The sequence below is a fragment of the Halomonas hibernica genome, assembly GCF_013183775.1.
Lineage (GTDB): Bacteria > Pseudomonadota > Gammaproteobacteria > Pseudomonadales > Halomonadaceae > Vreelandella > Vreelandella citrativorans.
In genome coordinates this window covers 102,404-118,751 of the sequence record NZ_VIFN01000003.1, presented here as the reverse complement: position 1 = coordinate 118,751, position 16,348 = coordinate 102,404, and the positions used below count along the sequence as shown (strand labels likewise).

Sequence of the window (16,348 nt, the reverse complement as noted above, 5' to 3'; positions counted from 1 at the left end):
TCAAGCTCTCCCGGATTTGTGTACACTCATTCTTCCCTAGACCTGCTTGTGACCTATGTGTTGCGTAGGCCAGGGGGCATTGTAGCAGGTCGTTTGCTCTATGAGACTCAATCATTACTGTTATGAGGATTTCCATGTCCGAAGCTTTCAACGCCGATCGGCTAACGCGGTTATGTGATTTTCTGCGCCAGTCGCCCACACCTTGGCATGCAACGAAGGCAATGGCCGAACGCTTGGAGAAAGCAGGTTTTCAGCGTCTCCACGAGACGGCTAATTGGCAGCTGGCGCCTGGGCAGCGCTATTACGTTACGCGCAATGATTCTTCCATTATCGCCTTTCAGTTGCCAAGCGATACGCTTAAAAGCTTGCGTATGCTGGGCGCGCATACGGATAGCCCCGGATTGCGCTTAAAGCCCAACGCCACTCAGCACGCTGCAGGTTGGTTACAGCTTGGCGTGCAGGTGTATGGGGGCGTACTGTTGGCGCCCTGGTTTGACCGTGATTTAGGATTAGCCGGGCGCGTACATGTGCGCCATGCAGACGGGCGGCTGGAAAGCCTGCTGCTGAATGTTGACCGGCCTATTGCGATGGTGCCGAACCTGGCCATCCATCTGGATCGCGACGTGAATTCGGGCCGCGCTATTAATCCGCAGACGCAAATGGCGCCGGTACTGCTGCAAAGCGATAGCGCCAAGCTTTCTGAATTGCTAGCCGCTTGGCTTGAGGAGCAGCACGGTGTGCGCTCCGCTGAGGTGGTGGATTTTGAACTGGGTTTTTACGATGTGCAGCCGCCTTCGCTCGTAGGGGTTAAGCAAGAGCTCATCGCCAGTGCTCGGCTGGACAATCTGCTCTCCTGTTTTATTGGCATGGAGGCCTTGCTCGAAAGTGATGGTAGCCAGGGGGCGTTGTTAGTGGCGAACGATCACGAAGAGGTGGGTAGTGCGAGCGCTTGTGGTGCGCAGGGGCCGTTCCTGGGCGATGTGCTTAAGCGCATCAATGCGCAGGTAGGAGAGGGCAGCGAGGAGTCGCTGATTCAGTTGATTCAGTCATCGCTGATGATTTCCTGTGACAATGCGCATGCGTTGCATCCTAACTTTCGCGATAAGCATGATGAGCAGCATGGCCCCGCCATTAACGGGGGCCCGGTTATCAAGGTGAATGCCAGCCAGCGCTACGCCACCAATAGTGTAACCGGTGCGCTATTTCGTGATGTGTGTCGCGAAGCCGACGTGCCGGTACAGTCGTTTGTGACGCGGGCGGATATGGGCTGCGGTAGCACCATTGGGCCGATTACGGCGACGGAGCTGGGCGTGCCTACGCTGGATATCGGCGTGCCACAGTGGGCCATGCACTCTATCCGTGAAACGGCGGGTACGCGTGACGTGGAATACCTAACCCGAGCATTGAAAGTGTTTCTGAATCGGCCGACGCTTGGTTAATGCGCATAAGATAACGCCCAACAACGAAAAAGGCCCGCTGACTAAGTCAGCGGGCCTTTCGCTATTCGGTGTTGGTGGCTACGCCCTGATTTGAACAGGGGACCCCATCATTATGAGTGATGTGCTCTAACCAGCTGAGCTACGTAGCCTTTCAACGGGGGCGTATATTAACAGCTTTTTTCCGCTCGTCAATATTTTAACGTAATAAGCGCGATGCCCAGGTAGTTACTCGTTGTCTTTTTGAGGTTGTTTGTCTGATGGCGTTACATTGGGTAGGGAGTGGCTCTTCCCTGATGGCTTGTCAGTGAACTTGTGAGGGGGCTTGGGAGAGTGTTTAGGAAAGTGCTCGTAATCGTGCCCGGAAAGGCTGGGGCGGTCAGTTGCCTTGTGCCAAATACGATGTAAGCCACGCTGTATATCGTCGAAAACCTGTTGAGAGATTAAGCGGTCTTTTACCATTTCTTCCATGCTTTCAGCACTTCGGCGCAACGCATAAAGGCGTAACATGCGCTGTTCAAGTTGGTAGGCGTGACGACCAAACTTTGCTTCCGTCTCGCGTATTGCTTGGTCGACAGCGCTGATCCTTATATTGAGCACCTCATCAAGTAATTCAGCCATGCGCTGACCGAATAGCGGGGTTAGCCGCTGTGTCGTGTAATGGCGCAACTCTTCTAGCACCGCCCTGTGGCAAATTAATAGCTCAAAACGGTTAGATAGCAGACGTGTCAGCGGCCAGCGAATCCTCATATGCTGGTGAAGAAAGGTACACAACTTAATCCAGCGAGTGTGTGAGGTTATTTTCCGTGTTTCTCTGTTATAACCCAAGCGGCCCTCTGAGCGAGCCGCATCAATGGTTCTGCCGCTGGCGCGCATCATCGTATCCAGGTTATGGATACTGGTGACGCCGTTTCCGTAGCGCGGAATAAGATCGCGCTCTCGAACAGCCAGCGTCACCAGCGCAATTGCCATACGGTCTCGCTCAGGTAGCGCTTGGTCAAGCGCGAAAGGGGCCGTCTCGATGGCCATATCACGACGAAATTTAGCAATGACATCATCGGTGATGGAGGGGGCAATGTTGAAGTTCTGCGCTGTGCGTTGTACCGCGCTTTCAACTTCAATGGTCGAAAGATGAATGGCCTGTTGCTGAAGCGCTTTATCGTAAGGGTTTAGCTGATCAAGCTTTAACTTGCGAATGACCGCCTGAAGACTGGTTCCATTAACCAGTAGGCTGAATAGTACAAAGCCGGTGGCCAGGATAGCGACAAAGTGGCGAACGTCTGCTGAAAGCGCTGTTTGCTCTGCAACGCCAAGCGCAAGTACGAGTGTGACCGCGCCACGTAGTCCTCCCCAGGTGATGGCCAGCTTATAGCTTGCGCTGATCGGCGTTGAAAGCTTGAGTCGATTCAACAGCGGCAGAAAGCCAAATAGAACGAGGAGGCGTGCCAGTAAGGTCGCCAGAATAATCGTTACGAGTAAGGGTAGCCACGCAAGAGTCATCCCTTCCAGCATTTTTGGCACTTGCAGCATGGCGAGCAAAAACACCATGGCACCCGCGACGGAGGCAATTTGCACCCAGAGAAGTTGCAGGTATTCCCAATTGGCGGGCGACGTCCGCGTTCTGCCTAAACCGTTGAGCACCAGGCCTGCGGCTACGACGGCGACAACCCCCGAAACACCGAAACTTTCGCCCAGCAGGTAGGTGGGGTATGGCAGAGAAAGCGTGATGGCTATCTGCGCTTTGCCATCATTACCGATAAGAGCGAGCGCCTCTGCACCGATACGCCCGACGATAGCGCCAAGGATCAAACCGCCACCCAGGGATAACGCTAGCATCCCGGCCACCTGTAGCGCAGTGGTAGCGACATGGTCGGTAAGTGAAGCGAGTAGCACGCTGACAATCGCGATTGCGGCCGCATCATTTAGCAGGCTTTCGCCTTCCACTAGACGGATTAGCCGTGGAGGTGCTCCAACGTTACGGAAAATGGCAATGACGGCGGATGGGTCAGTTGTCGCGATGACGGCGCCAAGTAACAGCCCAACAGGCAGTGCTGCTGCGCCTAGCAGCCATATAGACAGGCCCACCATACCTGTAGCAACGAAAACAGCCACTACCGCAAGGAGTAAAATAGGTGCTGCATCAGGCACCATTTCACGAACATCAACACTGAGCGCTGCCTGGAACAACAGCGGGGGGAGGAAGATCCACAGATATATTTCAGCAGGCAAGGATGCTGATAAGAGAGGATCAAAGAGATCTATGGCAGGCCATAATGTCGACAGGGTCGCGTAAGAGAGCCCCAGGGTGATGCCTGTTAACGCCAGCAGCGTCGCTTCAGGAAACGCCGTACGCGCAGAGAGCCGTTGCACCAGCGCAATGATCATAAGCATCAGGCTGCCAAGTAACAGCACTTTGTACAGTGTTTCCATAGGTATCAGCTTCCGGTTGAATAAGCTCGGATGCCTCAGTATTAGTCGGCTGGTCGTAGGATGCCACTGAAAAATTAAGAAAAAAGAGGTAGGGGCGTTGCCTGAAGGTGGCGGATGAAGAGACAAATTGCCATGGGCGCAGGAGTGCGCCCATGGCAGGAGCTAGCAGGTTACGGGGTGGTCAATTAAACGTTAAACCGGAAGTGCACCACATCACCATCTTTCACAATGTACTCTTTGCCTTCCAGACGCCATTTGCCCGCATCTTTAGCACCTTGCTCACCGCCCAGTGAGACAAAATCGTCATAGGCGATCACTTCTGCGCGGATAAAGCCTTTCTGGAAGTCAGTATGGATAGCGCCAGCAGACTCTGGGGCCGTAGCGCCCTGTTTTACTGTCCATGCGCGGACTTCTTTTACGCCTGCAGTGAAGTAGGTTTGCAGGCCCAGTAGGGCATAACCTGCGCGAATAACGCGGTCAAGGCCGGGCTCTTCCATGCCCATCTCACCCAAGAACATGGCGCGTTCTTCATCTTCCAGCTCAGCGATTTCAGCTTCCAGCTGGTTGCAGACGGGCACTACGACGGCGCCTTCTTCGGCAGCTATTTCTTTAACGATGTCCAGGTAAGGGTTGTTCTCAAACCCGTCTTCATTGACGTTAGCGATGTACATGGTGGGCTTTAGGGTTAAAAAACCAAAGCTTTTCACCTGACGCTTTTCGTCCTCATCCAGACCAAAGCTGCGCAATGGGTGGCCTTCGGCCAGGTGTGGCTCAATCTTGTCGAGGATGGCTTTGGTCGCGATGGCCTCCTTATCGCCGCCTTTAACCGAACGCAAGAGCCTCTGGCTGGCCTTCTCAACGGTATCCAGGTCCGCCAGGGCAAGCTCAAGGTTAATCGTTTCGATGTCGGCGCGAGGGTCAACCTGGTTGGCAACATGGATAACGTTGTCGTTATCAAAGCAGCGCACCACGTGGGCAATCGCTTGGGTTTCGCGAATGTTGGCAAGAAATTTATTGCCCAGGCCTTCACCCTTGGAGGCACCTGCTACGAGGCCTGCGATATCGACAAACTCCATGGTCGTGGGCAGGACTCGTTCAGGTTTGACGATCGCAGCCAGCTTGTCCAAACGCGGGTCAGGCATGGGAACGATGCCTACGTTGGGTTCTATCGTACAAAACGGGAAGTTTTCCGCATCAATGCCTGATTTTGTCAACGCATTGAAGAGCGTGGATTTGCCTACGTTGGGTAGGCCGACGATGCCGCAGTTAAAGCCCATAAGTTCATTCCTGGCCGCTAGGCGCGCGCTAACGAAAGGATGTGTTCAGCGCGGGTCTAAAGTGAAAAAAATCGATAGTAACTATTTTACGCTATGCAGGCGATTCATGGCTTTCGCCCAATCGCCATCAAGTACAAGCGGAAGTGTGGCTTCGCACTCGTTAAGCACATGATCAATGGCCGCCTGCTCGTCTTTGCCGGGCCGACCAAGCACGTAGTGGGTGACCTGACGTGCCTCACCTGGGTGGCCGATGCCTATGCGTAGACGGTGGAACTGCTTTTGGTTGCCAAGTGCGCTGATGATATCGCGCAGGCCGTTATGACCACCGTGGCCACCGCCTGTTTTATAGCGCGCCTGCCCCGGGGGGAGGTCTAGCTCATCATGAGCGACCAGTAAATTCTCGGGGGCAAGTTTAAAAAACTGGGTAAGCGCTGCCACAGAGGCGCCGCTTCGGTTCATGAAGGTGGTAGGGTTGAGCAGATGAAGCTCGTGGTCGCCCACGCGGGCCTTGGCATACAGGCCGAGGAACTTCTTTTCCGGGCGCAGTTCGGTATGGGCGCTGCGCGCAATGACATCGACCAGCCAGAAACCCGCATTGTGCCGGGTGGTATCATACTCGGCGCCGGGGTTGCCTAGTCCTATCAGGGCCGTTACCTGACTCATTGACCTACCTCCAAAAAAATCCGGGCGTATTCTTGACGTCGTGCGTCATTGGCGGCTTGAGGTGCAGTTGCAAAAAGGCAAGTCGCAAAAAAAATCAAGCGCCGAAGCGCTTGATCTTATCATTCCCGGGCCATACGAGCATGGCCCGGGCCAGGTACGTATTCAGCCATTAAGGCGATGCGCACCCTTATCGGCCTTACTCAGCGCTGGTGCCTTCTTCGCCTTCGTCTGCTTCTTCGTCATTACGTACTTTAACTTTCGTAATGCTGAGAATGGCGTGGTTGTGCTCCTCACCGTGAGACAGGTCAACGGAGGAAACGCCCTTCGGCAGTGTCAGGTCAGACAGGTGCAGGATCGTGCCCAGCTCAACCTCGGAAATATCAACTTCCAGGTAGTCAGGCAGGTCTTTCGGTAGGCAGCTGATGGCAACTTCGTTAGCCAGTACGTGCAATTCGCCGCCCTGGTCTTTGATGCCCACACACTTTTCTTCGCTGATTACGTGAAGCGGTACGTTCATGGTGATTTCATGAGTAGCGTCAACACGCAGGAAGTCAGCGTGAGTCAGAAGCGGCTTGTAGGGGTGACGCTGAAGGTCACGTACCACTACTTGCTCTTCTTTACCATCGATAACCAGCTTGATTACTGAGGAGAAGAAGACTTCGTCTTCAATCGCTTTGTAGAAAGCAGTTTTTTCTACAGAGATTGATTGCGCGCCTTTTTCACCGCCGTAAACAACGGCCGGTACTTGTTGGTTCGCACGACGCAGGCGGCGGCTCGCACCTTTCCCCAGGTCGTTACGAACGCTGGCTTTCAGGATAAAATCAGACATGTAATTTGCCTCTTGGTTTAAGTAAGAAAACGCCGCTGTCCGCGACCAGACGACGACGTTTCCAAGGCCCCAGAAGGGGGCTATATCGTTAGGCGATCAATGGAACATCGCGCTAACAGATTCTTCGTTGCTAACCCGACGGATCGCTTCTGCAATCAAACCGGCAACGCTCAACTGACGAATTTTTCCACTGCGACGCGCATGGTCAGCAAGCGGAATAGTGTCGGCCACGACAACTTCGTCCAGTACAGAGTTGGTGATGTTGTCAACGGCAGGGCCGGACAAGATCGGATGTGTCGCATAGGCCACTACGCGTGCAGCGCCATGATCTTTCAGCGCTTCACCGGCTTTGCAAAGCGTACCAGCGGTGTCGATCATGTCGTCAACGACTACGCAAGTACGGCCTTCAATTTCACCGATGATGTGCATCACCTGAGCCTGATTGGCTTGGGGGCGACGCTTGTCGATAATCGCAAGGTCAGCATTCAGCTGTTTGGCGATAGCACGAGCACGAACGACACCGCCTACGTCGGGTGAAACCACGACCAGGTCAGCGTAGTTTTGGCGCTCGATATCATCCAGAAGAATCGGCGAACCGTAGACGTTGTCTACCGGGACATCGAAGAAACCCTGGATTTGGTCGGCGTGCAGGTCCATCGTCATTACGCGATCAACACCCGCTTTTACCATCATGTCCGCCACCACTTTAGCGGAAATAGGGACACGAGCAGAGCGTACGCGGCGATCCTGACGGGCATAGCCGAAATACGGCACAACCGCCGTAATCCGCGCCGCTGAGGCACGACGCAGAGCATCAACCATCAGGATCAGCTCCATCAGGTTGTCATTCGTCGGTGCACAGGTGGACTGGAGGATAAACACGTCCTTACCGCGCACGTTCTCATTGATCTCGACTGCGATTTCGCCGTCGCTAAATTGGCCAACCGTGGCATTACCCATACGGCTGTCCAAGCTCTCGGCAATCTTTTGAGCGAGTTCGGGATTGGCGTTCCCGGTGAAAACCATCAATTTTGACACGCGCAGCCACCTTTGCAGTGTTTGGAATCAGGGGAGAAAACGCAGATCATGTCAGGTTGGCTGGGGTACCAGGATTCGAACCTGGGAATGCCGATACCAAAAACCGGTGCCTTACCACTTGGCGATACCCCAGCAATAACCTAATGCGATGACCGGGCGCTTTCAGCAGCCCAGAGCATTTTGTAGGGGAGAGGTGTTCAGGCCGCGTGCGACCCATGTCGGCCAGCGTTGACCTGCCAATTCAGCGACTGTACGTGCGGCTTGTTCAGACTCAAACGTCGCAAACAGACAAGCGCCAGTACCGGTCAGCCGAACAGGTGCATACTGCGCGAGCCAATCAAGCGCTTCCGCCACCAGCGGATAGCGTTTTTTTACGATGGCCTCGCAGTCGTTACGCCACTCAGACGCTCCCCCCTGCAGTGCGCGCGCCATAGTAATGGGGCGGCTGTCGCGTGTCAATTCCGGGTCCTGGAAGATTAGGGGGGTTGAGACGCTCACTTTCGGGTGAATAATCACAAACCAGGGCGTATCCAGGGTCACGGAAGTCAGCTTTTCACCAACCCCTTCAGCCCAGGCGCTGTGCCCATAAATAAAGACCGGGACATCGGCGCCAAGCTGTAAGCCCAGCCTGGCTAATGCCTCCATTGAAAGCCCTAATTGCCACAGCTTGTTTAACCCCAGTAATACGGTGGCGGCATTCGAGCTGCCCCCACCCAGCCCGCCTCCCATGGGAAGCTTCTTCTCAATGGTTAGCGTAGCCCCCGGCATAGCTTTTGGTGACGTGCCTGCTGAGCGCTGAAGCAGGCGGGCTGCGCGAACCATCAAGTTGTCATCGTGAGCCACACCGTTTATCGGAGTGGCGAGCGTGATATCGCTGTCTTCGCGCAGGGTGAGTGTGAGCTGATCACTGATGTCAACGATTTGAAACAGGGTTTGCAATTCGTGGTAGCCGTCGTCGCGACGGCCCACAATGTGCAGCATGCGATTGAGCTTCGCAGGTGCGGGTAGTGTTAAAGAAGCAGGCATTAACGCTCTCACGTGACTTGAATTAGGCGCGACAACTCAACGGGCGCATACAGCGTTATTGAGAGCGCCACTGGTTAACGACCAGGGTGATGCGTACATCGTCATAGTTCATCACCAGGCGGCGAGGTAGCCACATGCCTTCAACCTCTTCCCAGTCGCGGTAATCAATTTCCCAGCCATCCTGCTGCATGTGCTGCGGAAAGCCCAGCTCGTCGGTTTCCAACTGATAACTTGCATGTTCACCGGGCAGGCCGCGCACCCAGTCAGGCATGGCGCTAACCGGAAGTGACCAGCCTAACTGCTCTTCCATCAGAGCTTCCGGTGTTTCTGCTTCAAAGCGGCCATCACCCGTGGTTAGCGAGAAGCGGCCTTCACGACCTTCAAGTACGCTGCGGCCCCCACCAAACGGCCCGCTGATCAGCATGCGGAAATAGTGGGGGTGTTGGCTCCAGTCCAGGTTGGCGCTCTGATTCTCTTGTGGTGTGCGAAGGCCTGCCTTGCCGATCAACGTCCAGGTATCAAAGGCTTCAACATCCGCTTGCTGGCGTTCCCATTGACCTGCTTGGCGGCCACCTTCTTCCATCGGGCCTTGCGTCGCGCACCCGGCAAGCAGCAGTAACGCTATGCTGGCAAGCAAGAGGCGAGGGGCGCGAGCAGTGCTGGTAAAGCGCATAAAAGTGGGCAGTGTGTTCAACATAACAGGCTCCATGTCAATGTGTTGAGAGGGTAATGGCAGCGTCTTGATGGCGTATCAAGCATAAAGAGAGGCGCCAGCCCCGTTAGGGAGCACCTGACGGGGTTAGTTCAGGATGACGTTCAAGTAACTCGTCAACCTGGGGGTGACGCGTTGTGTTATCAAGCACCCGTTGGATTAACATGCGAGCCTCATCGCTACGACCAAGAGCATGTAAGACTTCGGCCAAATGAGCGGCCACTTCCTGGTCGGGCATCTGGTTATAGGCACTTTCAAGCCAGACAAGCGCTTCTTCATTTTGGCCCAGCCGGAAATATACCCAGCCCATGCTATCAAGTATCGCCGGGTTGCTGGGGTCTTCTTCGTAGGCGCGCTCAATCAGCTCGCGGGCTTCTTCCATGCGTCCTGGCAAGTTAAGGTCTGCCAAGGTATAGCCCAGTGCATTTAAGGCATTTGCGTTGTTGGGTTCAACACGCAAAAGCTGACGTAAATCTTGCTCCATGCCTGGGAAATTGCCACTCTGCCAGGAGCGCATGGCGCGTAAATAAAGCAGGTTAACGTCATCCGGTGTGCGCGCCAATTCGCGGTCAAGTAACGCTAATGCTTCATCGGGCGCGTTCAGTTCGTCCAGCAGTTGCACTTCAAGGGCGACCAGGTCGTCAAAGTAATTTTCATAGCGCATTCGCTCAATGCGTAAAAAAGCCCGCGCATCCATTACACGGTCATCGTCAATCAACATGCGAGCGGCTGCCGCACGGGCGGGTAAAAACTCGTCTCCCTCGCCTACCTGGCGGTAGTAAAGCAGTGCGTTATCGGTATCGCCCTGGGACTGCGTAATAGCGCCCAGCAGGTAGTAGGCAAGGTCGGGAACATTGTCCTGACTTGTGAGTGGCTGCAGCAGGCGGTAAGCAGGCTCGCTGTAGCCTTCCTCAAGGTAGAGTTGCGTTAGGGCCAAGCGTAAGCGCTGGTTTCCGTCATGGCTTTCCAGTAGCGCATCCGTTTGTGCTTCTGCAGCGGCAATATTATTCAAACGAATTTCGGCTTGAACCAGCAGCAGCGTAAACCGCACGTCATCGGGGGCAATGCTGGCGCCGTGTTGCGCGGCTCGCCTGGCTGTGTGTAGATCGCCAGCTTCGAGCGCCAGTTGTGCTTGGGCAAGCCAAAGCGTCGCCGATTCTGGCGCTTGCTTTGCAACGTCGTCCAGATACGCTTGCGCTTGGCGGGTATTGCCAAGCGCTGATTCAAGTAGCGCAGTGGCAAGCAAGGCATCGCTATGATACTCAAGCCGCTCTGCACTGGGCTGAGCCAGGTGGGCGCGCATTGATTGGGCCAGTAAGTTGAGTGGTGCGCTCCCCTCCGTGATAGCGATGTCGACGAAGGCCGCAAGCTCGCCATTGCCGCCTGCTTGAGTGATCGCTAGCCGCTGTTCAAGGCTGTCCAGCCAGTCACCGCGCTGTAAAGAGATCGCGGCCAGTAGCTGGTTGGGTGATTCTGCCGAGGGGGCCAGTTCACGCCAACGCAGTGCGGATGCCTCCATTAACGCTACATCGTCACCAAACCGAGCCGCAAAAGTGGCGCGTTCAGCCAGCGCCGCAACGCTATAGCGTTGCGATGCCTCCAGGTAACCTTGGCTGGCAGAGCGGTAATCGCCACGTTGGCCCGCTAATTCCGCCGTAAGCAGCGTACGTAGACCATCGGCGTCCAGACCTCGGGTAATAGGTGGGGCCGACTGCATGGGGTCAGAAGCTATCAGGTCTGGCAAGCCGCCTTTATAAGAGGGTGCTGACTGGCAGCCGCTCAGGAATACCACGGTGGCGGCCAAGGGCAGTAGGGATGAACCCAATTGTAGTGAGCGAAGGGGCATGCGTCTCTCATTTTAGTGGCCGAGCGTTCAGCATAGCGGCTTGGCTGGCTGCGGCAAAGTGATGTACGCCAGATGTTAGTCTGCTGTGATAGAATAGTCGGCCTTGAAAGGCTGGCAGATAAGCGCAATTGAGTAATGATCAGCCGTTGCCCAGACTTGCGCTAATTAAGCGTAAGACGTAAACCATTGAGACTTCAAGACCGATAGCAACGTGATGACCGAACCACTAGCGAAGACGCATACCGTATGACGCTTCTTGCCTTGGGAATCAATCACCGTACTGCCAGTGTGGCCGTACGCGAGCAGGTAGCCTTTACTCCGACGCAGTTAGAACACGCGCTGGAGCAACTGCGTGGTCTGTCACATATTAGCGAAGCGGCGGTGCTCTCCACCTGCAACCGTACTGAACTATATTGCGTAACGGACGCTGCTGGCGAGCAAGCCGTGCTTGAGTGGCTAGGGCGTTTTCATAACTTGAGTGTTGAGGAACTGACCCGCTGCGCGTACCACTATTTAGACAATGACGCTGCGCGCCATTTAATGCGTGTGGCCGTTGGTCTGGATTCCATGGTCTTGGGTGAGCCACAAATACTTGGGCAATTGAAAGATGCCTACCAACAGGCGCGCCAAATGCAGGGGTTAGGCGGCGAGCTTGAGCGTCTTTTTCAGCATACCTTTGCAATTGCCAAGCAGGTACGTACCGAAACCGGGATTGGCAAAAATCCGGTTTCGGTGGCCTATGCTGCGGTGAGCATGGCAAGCCGAATTTTTGATGATTTTAGTCGCTCGCGGGCGTTGTTAATCGGTGCGGGTGAAACCATCGAGCTGGTCGCGCGTCATCTACATGAAGCCGGTGTACGTCAATTAACCGTGGCTAACCGCACACGTGAGCGTGCTGAGCTTGTCTCCTCGCGATTGGGTGGTAAGGCGATTACGCTGTCTGAAATTCCGGCCGCGCTGGAAGAGGCCGATATCGTTATTTCTTCCACCGCATCCCCCCTGCCGATTTTAGGCAAGGGGATGGTTGAAAGCGCACTTAAAAAGCGTCGCCACCGCCCGGTTTTTATGGTGGATATCGCCGTGCCGCGGGATATTGAATCCGAAGTAGGCGAGCTTGCCGATGTATTCCTTTATACGGTCGATGATCTGGAAGAGGTGATCGAAGAGAATCGTCGCTATCGCCAAGTGGCTGCTGACCAGGCCGAGTCACTGATTGAACACGGTGTCAGTAGTTGGCAGCATGAAAAACGTATTCGTAACGGTGGCGAGTTGATTCGTGATTACCGTCAGCACGCCGAAACCCTGCGCGATCAATCGCGCGATCAGGCGTTGGAGCGCTTGGCGCGCGGTGAAGACCCAACCAAAGTGATTGAACGGCTGGCTCACCAACTGGCTAATCGCTTAATGCACCAGCCCACGCAAGCAATACGCGATGCCGCCTCGCAAGAGCAGCATGACTTGCTGGAGGCCGCGCCACGCTTACTATTGCCTGTTAAACCCGCCTTTGAAAAGCCCGCGCCCACGGCTAACCGCCAGAAGGATAATACGCCCGCATGAAAGATACCTTGCGCCAACGCCTCGATAGCTTTACCGAACGTTTTGAAGAGCTGGCGATGCTGCTGTCTGACCCTGAGGTCATTAATAATCAGCAGCGCTTTCGCGACTATTCACGTGAGTACGCCGAGCTGGATGAGCTGGTAGCGGCTTGGCAGCGCTATCGCAGCGTTGAAAACGATATTGAGGCAGCCCAGCAGCTTAGTCGGGACGATGATCCTGATATGCGTGAGCTTGCCGAGATGGAAGTCAGTGAAGGGCGCGAGCAGCTAGACCTACTGGATACTGAGCTAAAGCGTTTGCTGGTGCCTAAAGACCCCGATGATGGCCGAGGCGTGTTTTTGGAAGTACGTGCCGGTACCGGTGGTGATGAAGCCGCGATTTTTGCAGGTGATCTGTTTCGTATGTATTCACGCTATGCGGAAAAACGTGGCTGGCGCGTCGAAGTAGTGAGTACCAACCATGGCGAGCAGGGCGGCTATAAAGAGATTATTTCCCGCGTTAAGGGGGATAGCGTCTATGCGCGTTTGAAATTTGAGTCGGGTGCTCACCGGGTGCAACGCGTTCCTGCTACTGAATCTCAAGGGCGTATTCATACGTCGGCATGTACTGTGGCGGTGATGCCTGAAGTTGATGATGTTGGCGATATCGATATTAATTCATCGGATTTACGCGTCGATACCTACCGTTCAAGTGGAGCAGGTGGCCAGCACGTTAACACCACCGACTCAGCGATTCGTATTACCCACATACCGACAGGCGTAGTGGTTGAGTGCCAGGAAGAGCGTAGTCAGCATAAAAACCGGGCCAAGGCGATGTCGCTGCTTGCCGCGAAATTGAAGCGTAATGCGGTCGATAGTCAACGTCAGGAGCAGGCGGATGCCCGTCGCTCGCTGGTAGGCTCTGGTGATCGTAGCGAACGTATCCGTACCTACAACTTCCCTCAGGGGCGAATTACCGATCATCGTATCAACCTGACGCTTTATAAGCTCAATGAAGTGGTGAGCGGCGAGCAGTTGGATGAGGTCATTGAGCCCTTGATCCACGAGTATCAGGCCGAACAGCTATCGGCGCTTCAGGACACGTAATGACGTTTGATGCGCTTTTACAGGCCGCAGCAGAGCGCTTAAAAGCCGCCGGCTCAGCCTCGCCGCGCTTGGATGCCGACGTCCTGCTTGCCCACGTAATTCAACGGGACCGCACATGGCTATATACCTGGGGCGACCGTGATTGTCCCGGGTGGGAGCATGCGCGCTTTGATGCACTAGTGGCGGCGCGTGCTCAGGGGCAGCCAGTGGCCTACCTGACCGGTGAGCGAGAGTTTTGGGGGTTGCGGTTGGTCACTTCAAAAGAGACGCTAATACCGCGGCCGGATACCGAAACGCTGGTAGAAACAGCGCTCAACCACGTTGCCTCTCCCGTCGGGCGCTTGCTGGATTTAGGTACGGGCACCGGAGCCATTGCACTGGCCTTTGCCAGTGAGCAGCCTGGTTGGCAGGTGGTTGGTGTCGACCTTCGCTCAGAAGCGGTTTCTTTGGCACAGCGAAACGCAGCCGCGTTAGGGATCAATAACGTAGCGTTCATGCAAAGCAATTGGTTTGCTGCCTTTGAGCAGGATGCGGCACCCATAGAGCGGTTTGATCTTATTGTGAGTAATCCGCCGTATATTGCCGCTGACGATCCGCATTTGCACCAAGGGGATGTGCGCTTTGAGCCGCTGAGTGCGCTGGTGGCAGGGGGCGGTGGGCTGGCCGATTTGATACATTTAGTGGCCACGGCGCGGCGCTACTTAACAGCCTCAGGGTGGCTGCTGCTAGAGCATGGCTATCGTCAGGCAGCCTCAGTGCGCGCAGCGCTGGTGGATGCGGGTTATCAAAACGTTGAAAGTATTCGCGACCTCGGTGGGCATGAGCGTATTACCCTTGGGCGCTGCTAGCTCGTCTGGCTTATCTGTAGTGGATCCTGCTATGAAACCTAAAAATAGAACGCTAGACCGTATCGACCTTAAAATTCTGCGCTGCCTGCAGGAAAATGCACGTATTTCCTATGTTGATTTGGCATCAGAGGTTGGTTTATCCACAACTCCTTGTTTGGAGCGTGTCAAGCGCCTGGAGCGCGCGGGCATTATTCGTGGCTACCAGGCGATTCTTGACCCCCAGGCGCTAAAAGCCAATTTACTGGTCTTTGTTGAAATTAGCCTGGAAACTCAGTCGCCAGCCGTATTTGATGAATTTCGTCGAGCCGTTGAAAAGCTGCCGCAAATCCAGGAGTGCCATCTGGTCTCTGGGCAGTTTGATTACATCTTGAAATGCCGTATTCCAGAAATGGCCGCCTACCGTCAGCTATTAGGAGACGTGGTGCTTACGCTCCCCGGCGTCAAAGAGTCTAAAAGTTACGTGGTGATGGAAGAGGTGAAAGAAAGCTTTAGCCTGCATGTACCCGACGTTGAGCACTTTGAGGACAAATAAGTCGATGATGGATGATCAGACACTGCTGCGCTACAGCCGCCACATTATGCTGCCTGAAGTGGATATCGAAGGGCAAGAGCGCTTGCGTAGTGCCCACGCTCTGATCATCGGTGCGGGAGGGTTGGGCTCGCCGGCGGCACTTTACCTGGCTGCTGCGGGTGTCGGGCAGATAACGATTGTAGATGCTGATCATGTCGAGTTGTCTAACCTTCAGCGTCAAATTGCTCATCAGCAGGCAAGCATTGGGCAGAACAAGGCGGCTTCTGCCAAGGCCAGTATGCAGGCGCTAAACCCGGATTGCCGTATTACAGCACTTGAAACTCATGCGGAGGGTGAAGCCCTGGAGCAGCTCGTTGCTGCTGCCGATGTGGTGCTGGATTGTACGGATCGTTTTTCCAGCCGCTATGCCATCAATGCTGCCACGCAAAAAGTAGGTGCTCCGTTGGTGTCAGGCGCTGCCATTCGCTTTTCTGGTCAGCTTGCGGTGTTTAGCCCCCGTGACCCAAACTGCCCCTGCTATGCTTGCCTTTACCCACCGGACGATATGGGCGATGAAGCACTTGGCTGCGCAGAAAGCGGTGTGATGGCGCCGTTGGTGGGGTTAATCGGATGTTTTCAAGCTGTTGAGGCGTTCAAATTGCTAAGCGGCGCCGGGCAAACCCACCAAGGGCTTGCAACCTTTGATGGCCTACGAGGCCAGTGGCGCCACTTCAACGTACCGCGTGATCCGGCGTGCACTGTGTGCAGTGTGATACCTAAACAGAGCGATGTTTCGTAGAAGAGGCATTAGTTGGTTCATCTGCAAGCGTTGTCCTGCTCAGAATCCCTTTTTTTGATGAGTTGCTGCGACTAGACTATCTGGTTGGTGGCTGCTGGCCGGTGGGTTAAAGACAAAGAAATCCGGCCTCCAGGGGAGAGAGCCGGATTTTCTTAGAGCCTTCGGTATCGGCAAGCCTTGGCCGAATAATATTACGTAGGGCAGCGGTTATGACGTCACGGTCTTATACGTCAAAGGGATAGGGGAGGCGGGGAGTGGAAAACCACTACCCGCTTTTGGGTGTTGGTGCTT

General features: G+C 54.9%; 14 protein-coding genes and 2 tRNA genes. 6 read left to right on the top strand and 10 right to left on the bottom strand.

Going from position 1 to position 16,348, the window contains the following annotated elements; all coding sequences use genetic code 11:
- The first annotated feature begins 134 nt into the window (after positions 1 to 134).
- A complete protein-coding gene (locus FKN99_RS06570; protein WP_172117132.1) occupies positions 135 to 1,439 on the top strand; it encodes a M18 family aminopeptidase in 1,305 nt (434 codons plus the stop codon).
- Between the two features lie 72 nt (positions 1,440 to 1,511).
- Here the strand turns inward: FKN99_RS06570 and FKN99_RS06565 are convergent.
- The 10 genes from FKN99_RS06565 to FKN99_RS06520 all read right to left on the bottom strand — a co-directional run bounded on the left by FKN99_RS06565 (position 1,512) and on the right by FKN99_RS06520 (position 11,257).
- Positions 1,512 to 1,588 (bottom strand) — tRNA-Met (locus FKN99_RS06565).
- A gap of 76 nt (positions 1,589 to 1,664) precedes the next feature.
- A complete protein-coding gene (locus FKN99_RS06560; protein ID WP_172117131.1) occupies positions 1,665 to 3,866 on the bottom strand; it encodes a cation:proton antiporter in 2,202 nt (733 codons plus the stop codon).
- Positions 3,867 to 4,051: 185 nt separating this feature from the next.
- Positions 4,052 to 5,143: a redox-regulated ATPase YchF gene (gene ychF, locus FKN99_RS06555; RefSeq protein WP_172117130.1), complete on the bottom strand. Its 1,092-nt coding sequence runs from the start codon at positions 5,141 to 5,143 to the stop codon at positions 4,052 to 4,054.
- Between the two features lie 81 nt (positions 5,144 to 5,224).
- A complete protein-coding gene (gene pth, locus FKN99_RS06550) occupies positions 5,225 to 5,806 on the bottom strand; it encodes an aminoacyl-tRNA hydrolase (protein ID WP_172117129.1) in 582 nt (193 codons plus the stop codon).
- A gap of 196 nt (positions 5,807 to 6,002) precedes the next feature.
- Entirely contained in the window at positions 6,003 to 6,635 is a 633-nt protein-coding gene (locus FKN99_RS06545) for a 50S ribosomal protein L25/general stress protein Ctc (RefSeq protein WP_172117128.1), read from the bottom strand.
- A 96-nt stretch (positions 6,636 to 6,731) separates the two neighbouring features.
- Positions 6,732 to 7,673: a ribose-phosphate pyrophosphokinase gene (locus FKN99_RS06540; RefSeq protein ID WP_172117127.1), complete on the bottom strand. Its 942-nt coding sequence runs from the start codon at positions 7,671 to 7,673 to the stop codon at positions 6,732 to 6,734.
- A 57-nt stretch (positions 7,674 to 7,730) separates the two neighbouring features.
- A tRNA-Gln gene (locus FKN99_RS06535) sits at positions 7,731 to 7,805 on the bottom strand.
- Between the two features lie 30 nt (positions 7,806 to 7,835).
- Positions 7,836 to 8,699, bottom strand: coding sequence for a 4-(cytidine 5'-diphospho)-2-C-methyl-D-erythritol kinase (ispE, locus tag FKN99_RS06530; RefSeq protein ID WP_172117126.1), 864 nt, complete (start codon positions 8,697 to 8,699; stop codon positions 7,836 to 7,838).
- A 55-nt stretch (positions 8,700 to 8,754) separates the two neighbouring features.
- A complete protein-coding gene (lolB, locus tag FKN99_RS06525) occupies positions 8,755 to 9,396 on the bottom strand; it encodes a lipoprotein insertase outer membrane protein LolB (protein ID WP_172117125.1) in 642 nt (213 codons plus the stop codon).
- A gap of 82 nt (positions 9,397 to 9,478) precedes the next feature.
- Positions 9,479 to 11,257 (bottom strand): tetratricopeptide repeat protein, encoded by a 1,779-nt coding sequence (locus tag FKN99_RS06520; RefSeq protein ID WP_172117124.1) that lies wholly within the window; start codon positions 11,255 to 11,257, stop codon positions 9,479 to 9,481.
- Between the two features lie 246 nt (positions 11,258 to 11,503).
- On the opposite strand from FKN99_RS06520, the gene hemA reads away from it, so the two are divergent.
- The 5 genes from hemA to FKN99_RS06495 are packed head-to-tail and all read left to right on the top strand — an operon-like array spanning position 11,504 to position 16,057.
- Complete coding sequence (hemA, locus tag FKN99_RS06515) at positions 11,504 to 12,814, top strand: glutamyl-tRNA reductase (protein ID WP_172117123.1); 1,311 nt, start codon at positions 11,504 to 11,506, stop codon at positions 12,812 to 12,814.
- Entirely contained in the window at positions 12,811 to 13,899 is a 1,089-nt protein-coding gene (prfA, locus tag FKN99_RS06510; RefSeq protein WP_172117122.1) for a peptide chain release factor 1, read from the top strand. Before hemA ends, prfA begins: the two co-directional genes overlap by 4 nt.
- The gene (gene prmC, locus FKN99_RS06505; RefSeq protein WP_172117121.1) at positions 13,899 to 14,747 is read left to right on the top strand and encodes a peptide chain release factor N(5)-glutamine methyltransferase; all 849 of its coding nucleotides are present in this window, start codon (positions 13,899 to 13,901) and stop codon (positions 14,745 to 14,747) included. The genes prfA and prmC overlap by 1 nt, the downstream gene beginning before the upstream one ends.
- 31 nt (positions 14,748 to 14,778) lie before the next feature.
- Complete coding sequence (locus FKN99_RS06500) at positions 14,779 to 15,279, top strand: Lrp/AsnC ligand binding domain-containing protein (protein WP_087106768.1); 501 nt, start codon at positions 14,779 to 14,781, stop codon at positions 15,277 to 15,279.
- 4 nt (positions 15,280 to 15,283) lie between these two features.
- Entirely contained in the window at positions 15,284 to 16,057 is a 774-nt protein-coding gene (locus FKN99_RS06495; RefSeq protein WP_172117120.1) for a HesA/MoeB/ThiF family protein, read from the top strand.
- Positions 16,058 to 16,348 lie beyond the last annotated feature (291 nt).